Source organism: Veillonella parvula (genome assembly GCF_024461875.1).
Classification (GTDB): Bacteria; Bacillota; Negativicutes; order Veillonellales; family Veillonellaceae; genus Veillonella; species Veillonella parvula_I.
Window position 1 is genome coordinate 53,769 of sequence record NZ_JANGAL010000006.1, and the last position, 16,070, is coordinate 69,838.

At 40.1% G+C, this 16,070-nt stretch carries 19 protein-coding genes; all 19 read right to left on the minus strand.

Going from position 1 to position 16,070, the window contains the following annotated elements:
* Positions 1–7: 7 nt before the first annotated feature.
* The gene (locus NE668_RS08550) at positions 8–1,705 is read right to left on the minus strand and encodes a ShlB/FhaC/HecB family hemolysin secretion/activation protein (RefSeq protein ID WP_004695260.1); all 1,698 of its coding nucleotides are present in this window, start codon (positions 1,703–1,705) and stop codon (positions 8–10) included.
* 201 nt (positions 1,706–1,906) lie between these two features.
* Positions 1,907–2,296: a hypothetical protein gene (locus NE668_RS08555; RefSeq protein WP_004695258.1), complete on the minus strand. Its 390-nt coding sequence runs from the start codon at positions 2,294–2,296 to the stop codon at positions 1,907–1,909.
* A 23-nt stretch (positions 2,297–2,319) separates the two neighbouring features.
* On the minus strand, positions 2,320–2,751 hold the full coding sequence (locus NE668_RS08560) for a hypothetical protein (protein ID WP_004695256.1): 432 nt from the start codon (positions 2,749–2,751) through the stop codon (positions 2,320–2,322).
* Positions 2,752–2,907: 156 nt separating this feature from the next.
* Positions 2,908–3,795, minus strand: coding sequence for an immunity protein YezG family protein (locus NE668_RS08565; protein WP_004695252.1), 888 nt, complete (start codon positions 3,793–3,795; stop codon positions 2,908–2,910).
* An 11-nt stretch (positions 3,796–3,806) separates the two neighbouring features.
* Complete coding sequence (locus tag NE668_RS08570; protein ID WP_004695250.1) at positions 3,807–3,953, minus strand: immunity protein YezG family protein; 147 nt, start codon at positions 3,951–3,953, stop codon at positions 3,807–3,809.
* Between the two features lie 270 nt (positions 3,954–4,223).
* Positions 4,224–4,988, minus strand: a complete 765-nt coding sequence (locus NE668_RS08575; protein ID WP_004695249.1) for a DUF3969 family protein — start codon at positions 4,986–4,988, stop codon at positions 4,224–4,226.
* Positions 4,989–5,063: 75 nt separating this feature from the next.
* A complete protein-coding gene (locus tag NE668_RS08580; protein WP_004695247.1) occupies positions 5,064–5,312 on the minus strand; it encodes a hypothetical protein in 249 nt (82 codons plus the stop codon).
* Positions 5,313–5,368: 56 nt separating this feature from the next.
* The gene (locus tag NE668_RS08585) at positions 5,369–5,797 is read right to left on the minus strand and encodes a hypothetical protein (RefSeq protein ID WP_004695245.1); all 429 of its coding nucleotides are present in this window, start codon (positions 5,795–5,797) and stop codon (positions 5,369–5,371) included.
* Between the two features lie 164 nt (positions 5,798–5,961).
* Entirely contained in the window at positions 5,962–6,423 is a 462-nt protein-coding gene (locus NE668_RS08590) for a helix-turn-helix domain-containing protein (RefSeq protein WP_004695242.1), read from the minus strand.
* Between the two features lie 46 nt (positions 6,424–6,469).
* Positions 6,470–7,774 carry a glutamate-1-semialdehyde 2,1-aminomutase gene (gene hemL, locus NE668_RS08595; protein WP_227037399.1) on the minus strand — a complete coding sequence of 435 codons (1,305 nt, stop codon included), beginning with the start codon at positions 7,772–7,774 and terminating at the stop codon, positions 6,470–6,472.
* Positions 7,775–7,783: 9 nt separating this feature from the next.
* Positions 7,784–8,758, minus strand: a complete 975-nt coding sequence (gene hemB, locus NE668_RS08600; RefSeq protein ID WP_227037398.1) for a porphobilinogen synthase — start codon at positions 8,756–8,758, stop codon at positions 7,784–7,786.
* Positions 8,759–8,767: 9 nt separating this feature from the next.
* Positions 8,768–10,276, minus strand: coding sequence for a uroporphyrinogen-III C-methyltransferase (cobA, locus tag NE668_RS08605; RefSeq protein WP_227037396.1), 1,509 nt, complete (start codon positions 10,274–10,276; stop codon positions 8,768–8,770).
* Positions 10,273–11,211, minus strand: coding sequence for a hydroxymethylbilane synthase (gene hemC, locus NE668_RS08610; RefSeq protein WP_227037395.1), 939 nt, complete (start codon positions 11,209–11,211; stop codon positions 10,273–10,275). The genes cobA and hemC overlap by 4 nt, the downstream gene beginning before the upstream one ends.
* 4 nt (positions 11,212–11,215) lie before the next feature.
* Positions 11,216–12,487: a glutamyl-tRNA reductase gene (gene hemA, locus NE668_RS08615; protein WP_119563356.1), complete on the minus strand. Its 1,272-nt coding sequence runs from the start codon at positions 12,485–12,487 to the stop codon at positions 11,216–11,218.
* Complete coding sequence (locus NE668_RS08620) at positions 12,456–13,103, minus strand: precorrin-2 dehydrogenase/sirohydrochlorin ferrochelatase family protein (protein WP_227037394.1); 648 nt, start codon at positions 13,101–13,103, stop codon at positions 12,456–12,458. The genes hemA and NE668_RS08620 overlap by 32 nt, the downstream gene beginning before the upstream one ends.
* A 57-nt stretch (positions 13,104–13,160) precedes the next feature.
* Positions 13,161–13,946, minus strand: a complete 786-nt coding sequence (locus NE668_RS08625) for a YlmH family RNA-binding protein (RefSeq protein ID WP_227037393.1) — start codon at positions 13,944–13,946, stop codon at positions 13,161–13,163.
* Positions 13,947–13,948: 2 nt separating this feature from the next.
* Positions 13,949–14,743, minus strand: coding sequence for a pyrroline-5-carboxylate reductase (gene proC, locus NE668_RS08630; RefSeq protein ID WP_060919677.1), 795 nt, complete (start codon positions 14,741–14,743; stop codon positions 13,949–13,951).
* A 26-nt stretch (positions 14,744–14,769) separates the two neighbouring features.
* A complete protein-coding gene (locus tag NE668_RS08635; protein ID WP_004695224.1) occupies positions 14,770–15,267 on the minus strand; it encodes a cell division protein SepF in 498 nt (165 codons plus the stop codon).
* A gap of 53 nt (positions 15,268–15,320) precedes the next feature.
* Entirely contained in the window at positions 15,321–16,007 is a 687-nt protein-coding gene (locus NE668_RS08640; protein WP_004695221.1) for a YggS family pyridoxal phosphate-dependent enzyme, read from the minus strand.
* Positions 16,008–16,070 lie beyond the last annotated feature (63 nt).

The window sequence follows — 16,070 nt, forward strand, 5'->3', positions numbered from 1 at the left end:
TTTTTAATTAAAACTGATAACTGGACCTGAAAGCCCATACACTTGTATCAGTAGTAAAACCATCCGGCTTTTTAACTGGAGTCCCTAATGACACATCATAGCGAAATGCATCGCCGATATTTCCTCGGATACCAATAACGCCACCCACTAATGTATTACCAATTTGTGTCGCTGTTGACGGTCCCCATACATGACCTATATCTACACCTATATACGGAGTTATTTGTTGTCGTCTGAACGGTAAGGCCCATTCATTTTGAATGTAGTAACCAGAGTCACCACGTAATGTTTCTTCCCCACTGAAGCCACGTACGGAATAGCGTCCACCGATACTAAATTGATCAGTTCCAAACAATCGTTGATTTGTAAACTGACTTCTAAAACGCATCGTATACACACCTTGTTTATGACCGATGCGTACACCGCTTTGCACTTCGCCCTCAAGTCCCGCCATTTTATATAACGTAGTCGGATTATCTGCCACGCCTTCCCAGCTGCGAACTGTAGCACCTAGACCTCGTATGCCTTGACGATAAAAGAGATATATATCAGACATGGTATTCCCACTATACTGACGATGGGATAATCCTAGTTCCAATGCTGTGGTATGTTGCTCTTGTACACCGATTTCTATATCATCAATGTAACTATGGCGTGTTTTATGAATCACCTTAGCGACAGCAGCGGTCTTGGAGCGACTCGTCCGATTCAAAACCTGCTCTACAGAAAACTCAATCCCCCGAGTATTCCCAGAAGAACGGAATGCTTCTGGCATAAATACCAATTGATGATAACTATATTGATACGTGGATAAGCGATACATTCGATTTCCATCAGGTACGGCATAATTTATGGCATACTGCTTTGATCCATGTCCATCACCATGATGACCAATATCCTTCGTTATACTAGCCGATAAAGTATCATTAAGCCTTGCCAACTGACTAAATGATACATACATAGTACCTTGGTATTTCCCTGTCGATTCGTAACCTGCATTGTCTAAAATCAACGACCCATGCACAAATCCTTTTTGTTCTACCGTTAGCTTCACAATAGAGTGAAGTGGCTTTGTACCTGGCTCAATACTAAGCTTTACATCTTGTCCCGGTACATTTCGCATCTGGTCTATACCTTGCTCTAATGCTTGTCTACGCAGTACATATCCGGGACGAACAGAAAACGCACTTCGCCAATTCGTGCGAGCTTTTGGATTCGTGAGAACAATATCTTCCACATAGCCCGGTAAAATTTCAAAAGTAAGTGTACCCGATTGTAAATCCTGATTCGGAACTACCACTTGACTCGTTACATATCCATCAGCAAGAATTTGCTCTTGTAATTGCTTTTGTAAAACAGCAATCCCCTCTGCCCCAATGTTGTTATGATTATATATTTTAAGTCGATTTCTATACTTCTTAAAGACAGGTTCTGATGACGTAATCACAATCTGGTCAATTGGAAATGACACTGCTTCTTGTGGTAATGCATCCATAGGTACGCCATTTAAATTGTCATAACTTGATTCTGAACGCGACAAAGCGGCCCTTGCCATCGGTGCCTCCGCGCGTTGACGCAAAGAAGCATCGGCTCGAGCCGCTTCTTGTTGTATAAATGAAGAAGGTACATCCGCTGCCAAAGTTGTCGTTACACACATAACGCCAACTAGACCCACACAACCGGCAGCGATTGATACTACTTTCATAATTCTCTCTCCTATATATTACTTTCAAATAATTATTAACTTATTAGTTCGATTATATCTCTCAGAAAACATAAAATCAACATTTTATGTATATATATGTTTTATATGACAAAAGAGAGTTGCTTCATACAACTCTCTTTCACTAATCAATCAAAATATACTTAATTTTAGTTATATTCAGTTTCATATTGCAATTTAAGATTATTCAAAATTATCAATTATCACATTAAAAATAATCATAAGCATAAAAATAACTATTATAGGTATTACAGAATAAAAATCTTTTTTTGCTTTTTTCAATAGAATAGGCATTTTCTCTAAAGTAAGTGAAGAGTCAGACTTAACGGCCAAAATTCTCAACCACAATTCTAATACCCAACTCAATATGCCTATAACAGCTAAAAGATGAATTAAATTAGCACCATCATAAGGAATATTAATGAGTATAAAACCCAGACAACCTATTCCTATTTCCGTATATAACATAGATTTAGAACGTTTAACTTGTTCCTTGTCTAATACAAAATAAGGATTCCTAATAAAATATAGACAATATATACATAATAAAAATAATGAAAGACCAATCTTCATATATGGCTCCATTTAAAATAAAATTATAAATGCAATCTTTCTAACCAATTATTACGAGCTAACACTACAATATATCCATCATTTACCGGATCCTTTGTTACATATACTCTATATGATTGATTTTCATATACATAACGAGACTCAGTTTGGTCAACTAAGGTCCAATTCCCACTCAAGGGCTTTATTGATTTTATATCTCTATGTAGTAAATCTTTCTTTATGTTTATTGATACTCCTCTAGATAATAGATTTTTTCTGTTCGAATCATATACATCTCCAGCGATCATATAGTGTTCTCGTGGAAAAGTTGCATTTAAAACTTGTGTCAATTCCATTCTAGACTGCTCAACAGTATCATTAAACAAAAACTTATAGCCTAATCCACAAATTAACCATAAGCTAAAACAGCCTATAAATATATACCAAACAACAGAATAAATCGTTTTAAAATTCATCCCTAATTTTCCCTCTTACCTCATCAATATCACTAATATCAGAATCAGTTCTATTAGTTGACTTTTTGTAGTATAGTTTGCCACCCATCGATTTCGAACACCTAATGAACAGATCCGTAAAAGCTTATCTAATCAATTTCATCAACGAACTTTAAATCATTTATCTCCATAAGTTAGCTCTAAAGATACCTCACCATTAGAGGTTAATGTATATACTAAACCAGAGAATGGGTTTTGATTATAGAATTTAAAAGTCTCAATCATCGCTACAACTTCATTTTTTAAATCATACATAACTTCCGAAATAATAGCCGGCTCTTTATCATTATTTTCTACATACTTTGTAATACATGAATCATCCTCAGTTTTATAAACCAAAAGCTCTACAGAGGGATTATTAACATTCATATCAAAGTGTAATTTAGCACGATGCCAATTTAAAGGCGTTAATTTGTATATACTTTTGGCCACTTTATTATAATGTTTCTCAAGTTCTGATTCTAAGCTTTTATGCTTTAACTTAAACACCTTATCAATGGCAGTATAATTTTTTGCTAATACACGAGATTCCATATCTTCCAATAATAAAACACCTCGTGGCCCTTTTAGCATTTCTTTATATACATGCGAATCAAATTCATCTTCTCTAGCTAGAACACCAAAATTCTGATATTCCCACTTATATCTATTTTGAAGCCAATAATCTTCACTTACTATATCATTATGAAATTCACAATGGGGCTCATAATCATCGCGTGAAATATACATTGTTCCCCAAGTCCACTTCTCAATCGATGCTTCGTGTAATAATCTAACATTCGTTAAAATATCATACATCCCCTGTTTTATTCGTTCGCTATTTTCATCAGAAAAATTATATATAAATTCACCATATTGAATAATAGATCCACCTGGCGTTTTTATATAATAACAACCTGATGTTGATCCTAACTCAGAACATTCAAAATACAAATAAATTTTATACCAATGCTTGGGCATTAAATCAACTAATATATCTCTTATTTTATTAATGTATATATTCATATGTACTCCTATTAATTATTTAAAATTATATTTACATAGTAATATGCTGAGGTCATTGATCCAGTTTCTGTACTAGCAAAATATAAATAAGCCTTATACCAATGTTCAGGCATACAATCAATAAGTAAATCTCTTATTTTATTAATATATCTATCCATATATCCTCACATTAATTATTAGGAATTTCATCGGAGGATCTTCTATTCCTCTTACAGCATCATTAGTAATGATTCGATGTTTATCTAAATCAAGAAATGTTAGTCCATAACCTAAATAATACCAGCGATTATTGTTAGTATTTAGCACCATGGTTTGAGTTCATTAGCATTTTTCTAAAGTTATATAATGCCTCTTTTGAAAAGCCTTCTAGCTTAGTTTTCTTAAATAATAATCATAAGTATATATACAACTTAAAAATCTTCTAGAATCTATAATCCTAAGTCTATAAACTCCCCTAAAACTTTAATCTGCCAAAACATCCCTTTAGTGGCTTTTAAATCAATGCCTGTTTTTAACTTGTCAAAACTCACATCATAAAATGGTAATAATACCTGTAATGATGCTAGTTTTGCTTTCATATTAATTAAATCTTTACTTAATTGCCCGGATATATTAGTATCGGCTATCTCCTGTAAATTGGAAATACATGCCTGAAAGTCTTCATTCTGAATACGTTCACGCGTATATATTTCAGACAAATAGGACTGTTTAATACAACTTAAGATTGATTCAGAAATGAATTCAGTTTTTTGTAAGACTTCATACAGCCCCAACAAAAACAACGCCCAAAATATCTCCTCTACATAATCGGTAAAGAAATAGATACCGAACTTCTTTTCATCATGTGTAGAAATTTTTAACGCTTCAGATAAAGTATCCCCCTCTAACTCCCGTTCTATTAAAGCAATCCAACTACTGCATTCAATATCATCTAACGTATCCTTTAATGCTGGTATAGGGATTCTACGAGCCATCCACTCATCAACATCCTCTAAACTCATCCCATCACCAATTATATTTAACAGTTTATCGGACAGATGTGCTTTTCTACACATTAATCGAATTAACATACTAAATATGTAATATTCTAGAATGGTCAAGTCAATATAATTTCGTCTATATGCCTTAACAGCACCCAATATAAAGACCATTAAAAATGTATCTAAGCTTTTTTTACTTTTAAAATAGATCATATTTATACCTCTATTCACTAATTTATTCTAGCTTAAAATCTATACGTTCATCATTAACCCGTTTTACTTAGTGAATTATAATAGTCCATTATCCATCAGCAACCCCAACAAAGTAAATATTGCAAAAAATAAGAAGATACTCAAAATAATCCTTACTACACATCTCACTATAGGCTTAGCTGAAGTAAAAGATTCTATACTATCATGATTACCAATCAACTCAGGAATACAAATAAATGCAATTAAAAATCCTATAGCCTGAATTGTACCTTTAACCTCATAATTGATATTATATAAATTCACTAAAGAATCAAAAAACTCCATTTATCTACTAAATCTCCATATAATTAAGATAATACATACTAAATACAATATTTACATTACCTATCTTTTTCTAATTTAACGATTATAGCCTTAGTCTTTATATCTCGTATGATTTCAATTTCAACTTTATCATCTAGATCATATCCTATGAGCTGGCGCTCGTTTACTTCGCGCCATACTATTTTTTCTTCTGAAAGCATATTCTTCACTGATTCCAACGTAACACCTTCATATATGTTTTTAAAAACATATATCTGTCCATTTCTACCTGTAGCAAAGTGCTCCTCACTTACTTTATACGTAGATATACTTGCTAACTTTTGTTCATATACTCGTAGTTTTTGTATTTGCTCCGGCCTTTTAATATACGCATGTAATGTAACAAGTCCCATTATGAAGAATGCCAACAAGATAAAACCAATATAAAATTTAACCCTAAAAGGTGTTCGTTCTAATATAGATTTTACACCACTCCATACTTTCATAATGCCTCCTATAAGACTAGTAAATATTTATTCCACGTCTATAATTCAATTATATGTTAAACTAACGTATACCACCAACGAATATTTTGTTATATACGGCAAAAAAGCACCATCTATCGAGGGACGACTTATGTTTCGTTTAGTCCCTAAATAGATGGTGCTTTTTATTTTAGATTCCGTCGTGCCGCTAGACTACCAGCACTGCTAGCTAGCCCCGCCCGATTGATATGTGGGTTCCCATGTTTGTACGTCTTTGGCTGACTACCCTTATCTTCTACTTTTGATTTCTCGAATTTAGTAAATAGATTATCTAGCTCATGCAAGAGCGCACGTTTTTGTGAGTCTTTCAACTCGAATACTTCACCTTTATAGGCGATGTATTTATTTTTTAGTACAGGACTGAGATCATAGATGGGCTCGTGTTGTTCTCCATTTACATCCAACAGCTCATCCAAGGTCAATCCATAATAGCGAGACAGGGCACAGAGTGTATCTAAATCTGGTTCGCGATACCCTGTTTCGTAGTTTGAAAGTGCCGCATTACTGATACCTACGGCCTTTGCTACTTCGATTTGGCTTTTACCCATGCGCACGCGAGCACGCTTTAAGTTCTTGTAAAACTGCATGTTCATCACCTGTATCGATACATAAACAACTACAAACTATAACTTCTTATAATAATGTATCACTGATTTTTTTGAAAGCTTCATCAGCAACGGCTAATGTGCGTTCCACTTCACTGCTCTTATGGCAGATAGATACGAAATTACTTTCATAAGGGCTTGGCGCATAGTAAATACCATGGCTCAAGTTATGGTGGAAGAACATTTTGAATTGTTCTTCGTTGCAAGCTGAAGCATCATCAAAGTTCTTAACTGGTTTATTAGAGAAGAAGATGGTGAACATAGAGCCTACACGTTGCACAACAACAGGCACATTGTATTGCGCCGCTAATCTTTCAAATCCTTCACAAAGGGCAATGGTTGCATCTTCTACTTGTTTAAAGATAGTTGGGTCTCGTTGCAAAATGGAAAGCGTTGCCAAACCAGAGGTAACGGCAATAGGGTTACCACTCAATGTACCAGCTTGGTAAATAGGACCAGCTGGAGCAATTTGGTTCATAATCTCACGAGAGCCACCGAATACAGCAAGTGGCATGCCACCACCAACGATTTTACCAAGGCATGTAAGGTCCGGTTTAATATTGTAGCGTTTTTGAGCACCACCGCTGCTAGCGCGGAAGCCACACATAACTTCGTCAAAGATCAGTATAGCACCGTGAGCCTTAGTTACTTCTCGCAAGGTTTCGAGGAAGCCTGGTACTGGAGGTACGCAGCCCATGTTACCAGCTACAGGTTCTACGATGATAGCCGCAATAGTATCGCCCATATCGTCGAATAATTTACGAACCGCTTCAGAATCATTGTACGGTAACGTAATTGTATTTTCTGCTACGCCTTGTGGAACGCCTGGACTATCCGGCACGCCAAAGGTAGCAAGGCCAGAGCCAGCTTTCACCAAGAGAGCATCGCTATGACCATGGTAACAGCCTACAAATTTCACGATGCGATCGCGACCAGTATACCCACGAGCTACGCGCAAAGCACTCATGGTAGCCTCTGTACCAGAGTTAACGAGGCGGATAACCTCCATAGACGGCATGAAGGCTTGTATCTTTTTAGCCAATTCTGTTTCTAATAGTGTAGGTGCACCGTAGCTAGTACCACGAGGAATAGCCTCTTGCAGGCTCGCGATGACTTCAGGGTTCGCATGGCCCAAGATCATAGGTCCCCAGCTCAACACATAGTCGATGTATTCGTTGTTATCGATATCATAAATACGGCTGCCGCTGGCGCTGCTAATAAACGGAGGGTTAGATCCTACGCTGCGGTAGGAACGAACAGGGCTGTTTACGCCGCCTGGCATATAACGTTTAGCCTCGTTAAAGGCCTTTTCAGATTTACCGAGTTGGAACATAGTTCCTCCTTATTGTTGTAACCATTTAGCAATATCTAAGGCATGGTACGTAATGATGATTTTAGCACCAGCACGCTTCATGGAAAGCATTGTTTCCATAACGAGACGTTCTTCGTCGATGAGACCAGCCGCAGCAGCAGATTTAACCATCGCATATTCGCCGGATACATTGTATACCGCCACAGGCAATTCATAGCGGTCACGCGTTTCACGAACGATGTCCAAGTAGGACAAGGCCGGTTTAATCATGATAATATCTGCACCTTCAGCGATGTCGAGTTCGATTTCTCTGAAAGCTTCTAAACGATTAGCCGGGTCCATTTGATAAGATTTGCGGTCACCAAATTTTGGCGCAGAATTAACAGCTCCGCGGAACGGACCATAGTAAGCAGATGCGTATTTTGCCGCATAGCTCATGATGGATACGTTGGTATAGCCTGCCGCATCAAGGGCTTCACGAATAGCACCTACACGGCCGTCCATCATGTCGGATGGAGCCACCATATGCGCACCTGCTTCCGCTTGGCTTACCGCTACTTTACAAAGCAATGGCAATGTTTCATCGTTCAAGATTTCATGGTCATCAATCATGCCACAATGCCCTGTCGTAGTATATTGGCATAAGCACACATCAGCTACGACCAATAGGTTTGGCACCGCTGCACGGATGGCTTTGATAGCTTGTTGTACTGGTTGGGACATATCCCACGCAGAGAAACCTTGCTCATCCTTGTATGTAGGAATACCAAAGATTTCTACACCACGCACACCAAGATCATAGGCCTCTTGCGCTACTTTCACAGCTTCATCAACAGATAAGTGATATTGACCTGGCAATGTGTCGATTTCCTTTTTGATACCTTCACCAGGCACAATAAATAATGGATAAATCAAATCAGTTACGTCGAGTGTCGTTTCGCGTACCAAATCTCGCATTTCTGGATTGATACGCAAGCGGCGAGGACGGTATGTTAAATCGTACATGTAATCCTCCTAAATGTCTTTTACAATAGCGTTTACTAAGCCATCAGTTGTATATACATCACTAATGATAGCCGGTTTAAGACCTGCACTCATAGCGGTAGCAGCTGTAATAGGTCCAATACAAGCTATTTTAGTCTTACCTAACAATGCTAAAGCATCGTCACCCAATAATTGGATTGTATTTGTTACAGTAGAAGAACTTGTGAAGGTAATATAATCTACATTGCCTTCTGTTAACGCTGTTACTAATGCTTCTTGTTGAGATGTATCTTGTGTCGTTTCATATAAGCGCAAGATATCTACATTCATATTGCGGTGACGCAAGCAACGTGGAATCACATCGCGTGCTACCTTTGGTTGAATCAATAATACAGAATCCCCTGCACTGAGTTCTTCTTCAAGAGCCTCTACAGCAGATTCAGCCTTGTAATCTACAGGAATGATATCTGGTACGATGCCATATTTTTGAAGTTCACGAGCCGTAGCACAGCCGATAGCCGCCACTTTAGAGTTGCCTAACGCACGTGTATCTTTGCCTTCTTTATATAGAGCATCGAAGAAGTAGCGAACCCCTTCACCAGATGTGAATACGATGCATTGGTATTGTTTTGTATTATTGATGATACGTTTATCTTCCTCAAACAATTCCAATGGAGATGTTTTAATTGCGGCTGCTTCCACTACATTAGCGCCTTGCGCCGCTAATTTCTCACGGAATGCACTTGCTTGGGAGCGAGCGCGTGTGACTACAACGGTTTTCCCGAATAAAGGTTTATTATCGAACCATTGTAATTTTTCACGAAGGTTGACTACATCGCCTACTACGATGATAGCTGGCGCTTTTAATTGAGCCTTTGCTACATCTTCAACGACATGTTCAAGGGTAGAAACTAATACCTCTTGTACTGCTTTTGTGCCCCATCGAACAAGCGCTACTGGTGTAGAGGCTGCCCGGCCATGAGCCATCAATTTTTCGGCAATGACAGGCAAGTTGCCGACACCCATTACAAAGCAAAGTGTATCTACCGCCGTAGCAAGGCCTTCCCAATGAATGCCAGATACTGCTTTTGTAGGATCCTCATGACCTGTTACAACCGCAAAGGATGTAGCCATAGCGCGTTGTGTTACAGGAATACCCGCATAAGCAGGCGCTGCGATAGGAGATGTTACGCCTGGCACGAATTCAAATGGTACACCGGCTTCACCAAGAGCCATCGCTTCTTCACCGCCACGACCAAATACGAGCGGATCCCCGCCTTTTAAACGCGCTACAATTTTGCCTTCTTTACCCTTTTGTACTAAAAGCTCATTGATTTCCCATTGATGCATTGTGTGATCTTTACATTGCTTACCAGCGTAAATCAATTCAGCATCTGGACGTGCCCATTCTAACAGATGAGCATCCGCTAAATAATCATATACAATTACATCTGCCTTTTCGATGCATTCACGACCTTTTACAGTGATAAGTTTAACATCGCCAGGGCCCGCACCAATTAGATATACCATACCTGTCATTTTATAATTCCTTCCTCTATGAGAGCATCCACAATGCGTTTGCCCCCTTCTTCGTATAAAGCTTTTGCAAGGTTTTTTCCAAGGATTTCTCCCTTTTTAGCAGGGCCAGAGATTTCCCCTTCGTACACAGTTTTTCCATCGAGGGATGCAATCATGGCTTTCAGGGTTAATTGTCCTTTATTGATAGTACCATGCACGCCCATTGGCACTTGGCAACCACCGTTTAGTTGACGCAAGAAACTGCGTTCCCCTTCAACGGCATAGCGCGTTGCTTCATCGTTGATAGGAGCCAACATATCAAGCATCTCCGCATCGTCGGCGCGACACTCAATAGCGAGCGCCCCTTGACCTACGGCAGGAATCATTTCATCAGCCTTGAAGACTTGTGTGATTTGGTCTTCTAAACCCAATCGTTTAAGCCCTGCTTGAGCCAAGATAACACCATCTAGCTTTTCCGTTTCGATTTTGCTCAAACGAGTCTGTACATTACCGCGAATAACCTCTACCTTTAGGTCAGGGCGAACGTGTAGCAATTGAGCTTGACGGCGCAAGCTACTGGTACCAACACGAGCCCCTTGTGGCAATTTATCTAGTGTTTTATACACGGGACTCACCAGCGCATCATAAGGCACTTCACGAGCAGAAATAGCCCCAAGAGTGAGGCCTTCTGGCAACTCTGTAGGCATATCCTTTAAGCTATGTACGGCGATGTCGATGTTGCCTGCATGCATAGCCTCTTCTAATTCAGCAGTAAATAAACCTTTACCACCAACTTGAGCCAGTGGTTTCTCTAGGATACGATCACCCTTTGTATTAAAGTGAACTAGCTCTACCGTAATATTGGGGTACAGACGTTGTAATTCTGCACTAATATGTTCAGCCTGCCATAGGGCAAGGGCACTTTTTCGCGTGCCGATTCGAATATGATCTCTCATGGCATTAGCCTTCTTTCTCAAGATTAAACATATCTTTGAATAAGTCCCAGTACAGACCTTCTTCCTCCGTACCAGCAATTTCGTTGAAGTGAATCATCGGTTCACGCAACATTTTGCGAATAATCATGCGACTCATCGAGTCCATAACACGGCGCTCTTTATCAGAAATATCTGGCAATTTAGCTAATGCGCGATGTAACTCACGACGGCGAATACGCTCCGCTTTTTCTGTAAGCAAAGCCATCATCGGACGCACTGTTAAATAGCTTAATTTATCCAATAACTCTTCAATAGCATCGTGAATAATAGGTTCTGCCCGACGAGCTTCCTCTTCGCGCTGTGCCTTGTTTTCTTCTACTACACTTTCAAGAGAATCAATATTAAATAGATAAATACCGTCCAAGTCTGCCACAGCAGGGTCGATATCACGAGGTACCGCAATATCAATCATAACGATAGGTTCACCTTTACGAAGAGTCGTAATTTTCTTGGCTTCTCGTTCCGTAATAATATAATGTGGCGCCCCTGTAGATGTGATAAGAATATCCGCATCTTTGGCATAATCTACAAAGTTATCGAGCTTAACAGCTTTACCATTAAAGCGCTCCGCTAACATTTCAGCCTTAGCAAAGGTTCTATTAGATACGAAAATCGTTTTTACACCCTTCGCTTGTAAATGTGTAGCCGTTAACTCACTCATGGTGCCAGCGCCTAAGATAAGAACAGTCGCTTCAGATAATGGCTTATCTAAGCTATCCTCTGCAAGATTGACCGCCGTATAACTAACAGATACAGGCGTATTAGCAATGCCCGTATTAGTACGCACCTTTTTACCAACGCTAATAGCCCGTTGGAATAAAATATTAAATATTGTGCCCGTACAGCCTGCGCTATAAGCCTGAATATAGGCTCCTTTTAATTGGCTCAAGATTTGACCTTCCCCCAACACAAGGGAATCAAGGCTAGCAGACACGCGGAATAGATGTTCAATACAATCTCGTTCTTCGTAGAAGAAGAATGCATCTGCATCAATATAATCTGCGCCTTTTAAATCTTTTAACACTGCCAACATGTAATCCTTCGGAAATTCTACGCCTTCTAAAGCAGCATAAATTTCCGTTCTATTACAGGTGGATAATATAACGCATTCTGAGATACAGTCAAATTCATAGAGGCGGTTTAGTGCGGCAACTACCTCGTCTTTATCAAACGAGAAACGTTCACGCACCTCTACAGCGGCACTTCTATGATTTAGACCTAATACCACTAATTGCATGGTTAAGTTTCTCCTCTATAATCATCCAATCTCCCTTGAGAATGGCTTCAAATGTTTCTACCGTCAGATTGTCTCGCCAAAATTTCTGTCGAGCCTCTGGCGTAGGAAGTAGTAACTTTACTTCTTCTCTAAATATTTTAAGTCTAGGCATAGCCTTTTGCAACTGACCATAACGATTCATCATATCTTGTCGTACGAGACGATTAATACGAGGGCCTACATTATTGGCACTAATAGCAATACGAAGATCGCCTAGCTCAAGTGATGAAGGTATGGTAAACCTACACGCCCCAGGGTCATCACTGCGGTTGGTCCACACGCGATGCTTTTTGCCAAGTGCATGCAACGAATCGTTCAATTTATGATTATCTGTGCAGATAAAGAACAAACTGCTCGTTATGATGAATTGTTCATCATCACTGGTGAAAGCACGGTCCCACCAAGTGATGCGATTTTCTTTTGCCCACTGCCCAATCGTATCCGTCACAGCAGGAGCGATAACGACAATATTACAAGGCTCGTCAATAAAAAGCTGCATCCGTCGTTCCGCTACTTCTCCGCCGCCTACGAATAGGATTATATCTTCAGTTGTAGGTTGAAATGTTATGGATACCATGGCTGTCCTACTATATATAAAAAAATCGGCTTGATGGTCAAGCCGATTTTCAACTGCCTACATAAATCGTTTCAGGTATACGCCGATACGCCCTTTACGAGAGGTACCTGTAATAGCTTCTACCTTCATTCGGCCACGACCACGCATGGATATGACATCCCCTTCTTTAACCTCTTGGGATGCACCCTTAGCTGGTTGCCAGTTTACTTGTAATAAGCCCGCATTGATAGCACTCACCAATTTAGTGCGCGATACACTAAAACCAGAACTTGCTACCGCATCTAAACGCAACGAAGCAACTGTAGTGCGGACTTCTTTAATTTTTTCTTCTTTTGGTGCAATATCTGATAACTCAATAGCCTCTACAGATACGGAAACCATAGCAATTTTCGTAAAGTTTTGAATTACAAAATCAGCCACGCTTTCATCCACTATAATCTGAGCGCCCCCTTGTTGGACGATAACGTCCCCAAATTTGGAGCGATCAATGCCTAGGCCCATTAAGGAGCCAAGCACATCGCGATGAGTGAGCAATCGAAACCGAGGGTCCCAATTCACCTTAAGGGCGCGAATGCCCATATCCACAGTACCGTTAAAGTCGCTATCTACAAAGGCGATACGGATACGTTCCGCCCCTTCATAGCCACCGTCAGTTTTAACAGTTAACTGTGGGTAATTAGCCTTGATAGCATCTGCAATGACAAGACCTACAGGGCTCGTAAAATCCGCCACGCGATAGGGGCGACCTTTAACAACCTGCTCAGCCAAGTCAAGCATGCGACGAGCTTCCTCACCGCTGCCACTGGCCTCGAAATATCGTATTAATTTACTAGTATCTGCCAAAATTATTTCCCCAACTCATTCGACCGAGCAAGACATGCTACTACGCCATCTTGGAGAGCACTGCGAAGTCCACCTTTTTCCATGGCACCAATACCGGCAATGGTAGTGCCCCCAGGGCTGGTCACTTGATCTCGTAATACTGATGGATGATTGCCACTTTCAAGAGCCATCTTACCTGCACCGTACATTGTTTGAGCAGCTGCCTTTATGGCTAGCTGACGTGGTAAACCAATACGAACGCCTGCATCAGCTAAAGCATCAAGGATGACGAACATATAGCCAGGGCCCGCGCCAGATAGTGCGCCTAAGCGATCTAAATCGGCTTCGCTCACCACTGCTACCTCACCTACAGCCTCAAATAAGGCTTGTACAGTACGACCTAGGTCAGTATTCACATCATCTCCAGCAAGTGCCGTCATGCCAGCACCGATAGAAGCCGGTGTATTTGGCATAGCTCTAAACCAGTTAGCTTGTGGAATCGCCGCATCAAGAGTATCTAATGTGACGCCTGCGGCAACAGAAATCATAACAGTCCCATAAGGTACTTCTTTTAAAGTCTCTAACACAGATGGTAACACTTGTGGTTTCACAGCCAATAGAATAGTGTTGTACTCGTTTACATTAGGCAATGTAGTAAAACCTACTACACCAAGCTCCTCTGCAAGAGCCTTACATTGTTCTTCGCGACGCACTAGAATGTGTGTATCACAGGCTTTCAACACACCATGCTGTAATGCACCGCGCAATAGAGCGCCCCCCATTGAGCCAACGCCTATACATAGGGTTTTACCTAACATAGTTATCACCACCATTTATAGAGAGATTATTTGTTTTCCCAAGAATATTCGTTTTGCTCAGTTGTGTTGCTTTCATTGTCATTATAATCAATGGAAATATTTACAGGTACACACATGAAAATGTCTTTACCTACTTTTTCCAATTTGCCATCCAATGCATAGGTCGCACCAGATACGAAATCTACAATACGAGCTGCTTCATGAGGGTCTGTATTTTCAAAATTAATCAATACAGGACGCATGTCGCGCAATTGATGTGTAATATTTTCAGAATCTTCAAATACTTTTGGTTCAATTACAACTACTTTCATAGCTGTTGGACGTTGTGTCATCGTAGATTGGCCTCCTACCTTGCGTGGATGAAATTCAGATGCGCCGGACACGGGAGCCGCTGTTGCTACTGGGGTAGGTTCAGCTTCGTATTCCTCTTCATCTTCGTATTCGTAATCATCATATTCATAGTCATCATCAGTTCTGCCTAAGAATAAGTTTTTTGCTTTGTCTAAATAATCTCCCAATGCCATTTGGATTTCCTCCTAATACAATTAACGCTTCCGATTATCAGGTAACCCGAACCTTAATAATATACACGTTCCCCAAAAATTGCTGTGCCTACACGAACGATGTTAGCCCCTTCTTCCAAAGCGACTTCAAAGTCGTGAGTCATCCCCATAGATAAATATTGAATCTGCCCTTCTTCAAAGTAGCGTTTCATATCCTCAAACAAGGCATTCGCTACACGAAAGATTGGACGAGCTTCCTGTGGATCATCGAAAAATGGCGCCATACACATCAAGCCCCGCACGCGTACATGAGGCAATGTTTTTGCATAATCTCGTATTTCCGGAAACTCCTCAACGGTCATTCCCGTTTTAGAAGCTTCGCGGGCCACATTGACTTGCAGTAATACATCTTGTATTTTATCGTGCTTTGCAGCAACCTTTTCGATTTCATCTAATAATTTACGGCTGTCTACAGAATGAATTAAATCAAACATAGGGACCGCTTGGCGCACCTTATTGACCTGTAAATGACCAATCAAATGCCATGTTAATTGTGGCCCCTTATACGTTAGCTGTTTTTCTTTGGCCTCTTGTACTCGATTTTCCCCTACATGAGTGACACCGAGCCGTGCGACCTCTTCCACAGCCGACACAGGGTGGTTCTTTGTAACCGCCACTAATAATGCTGTATCTACGCGACCAACACGCGCCATAGCATCGGCCATGCGCTGCTGTATAGCGTGTAGGGATTCTTCAATCACGTGAATGCCCCCTTCAATCTATATATCATAATCATCAAATATATTTGTATAGACTATTCTATT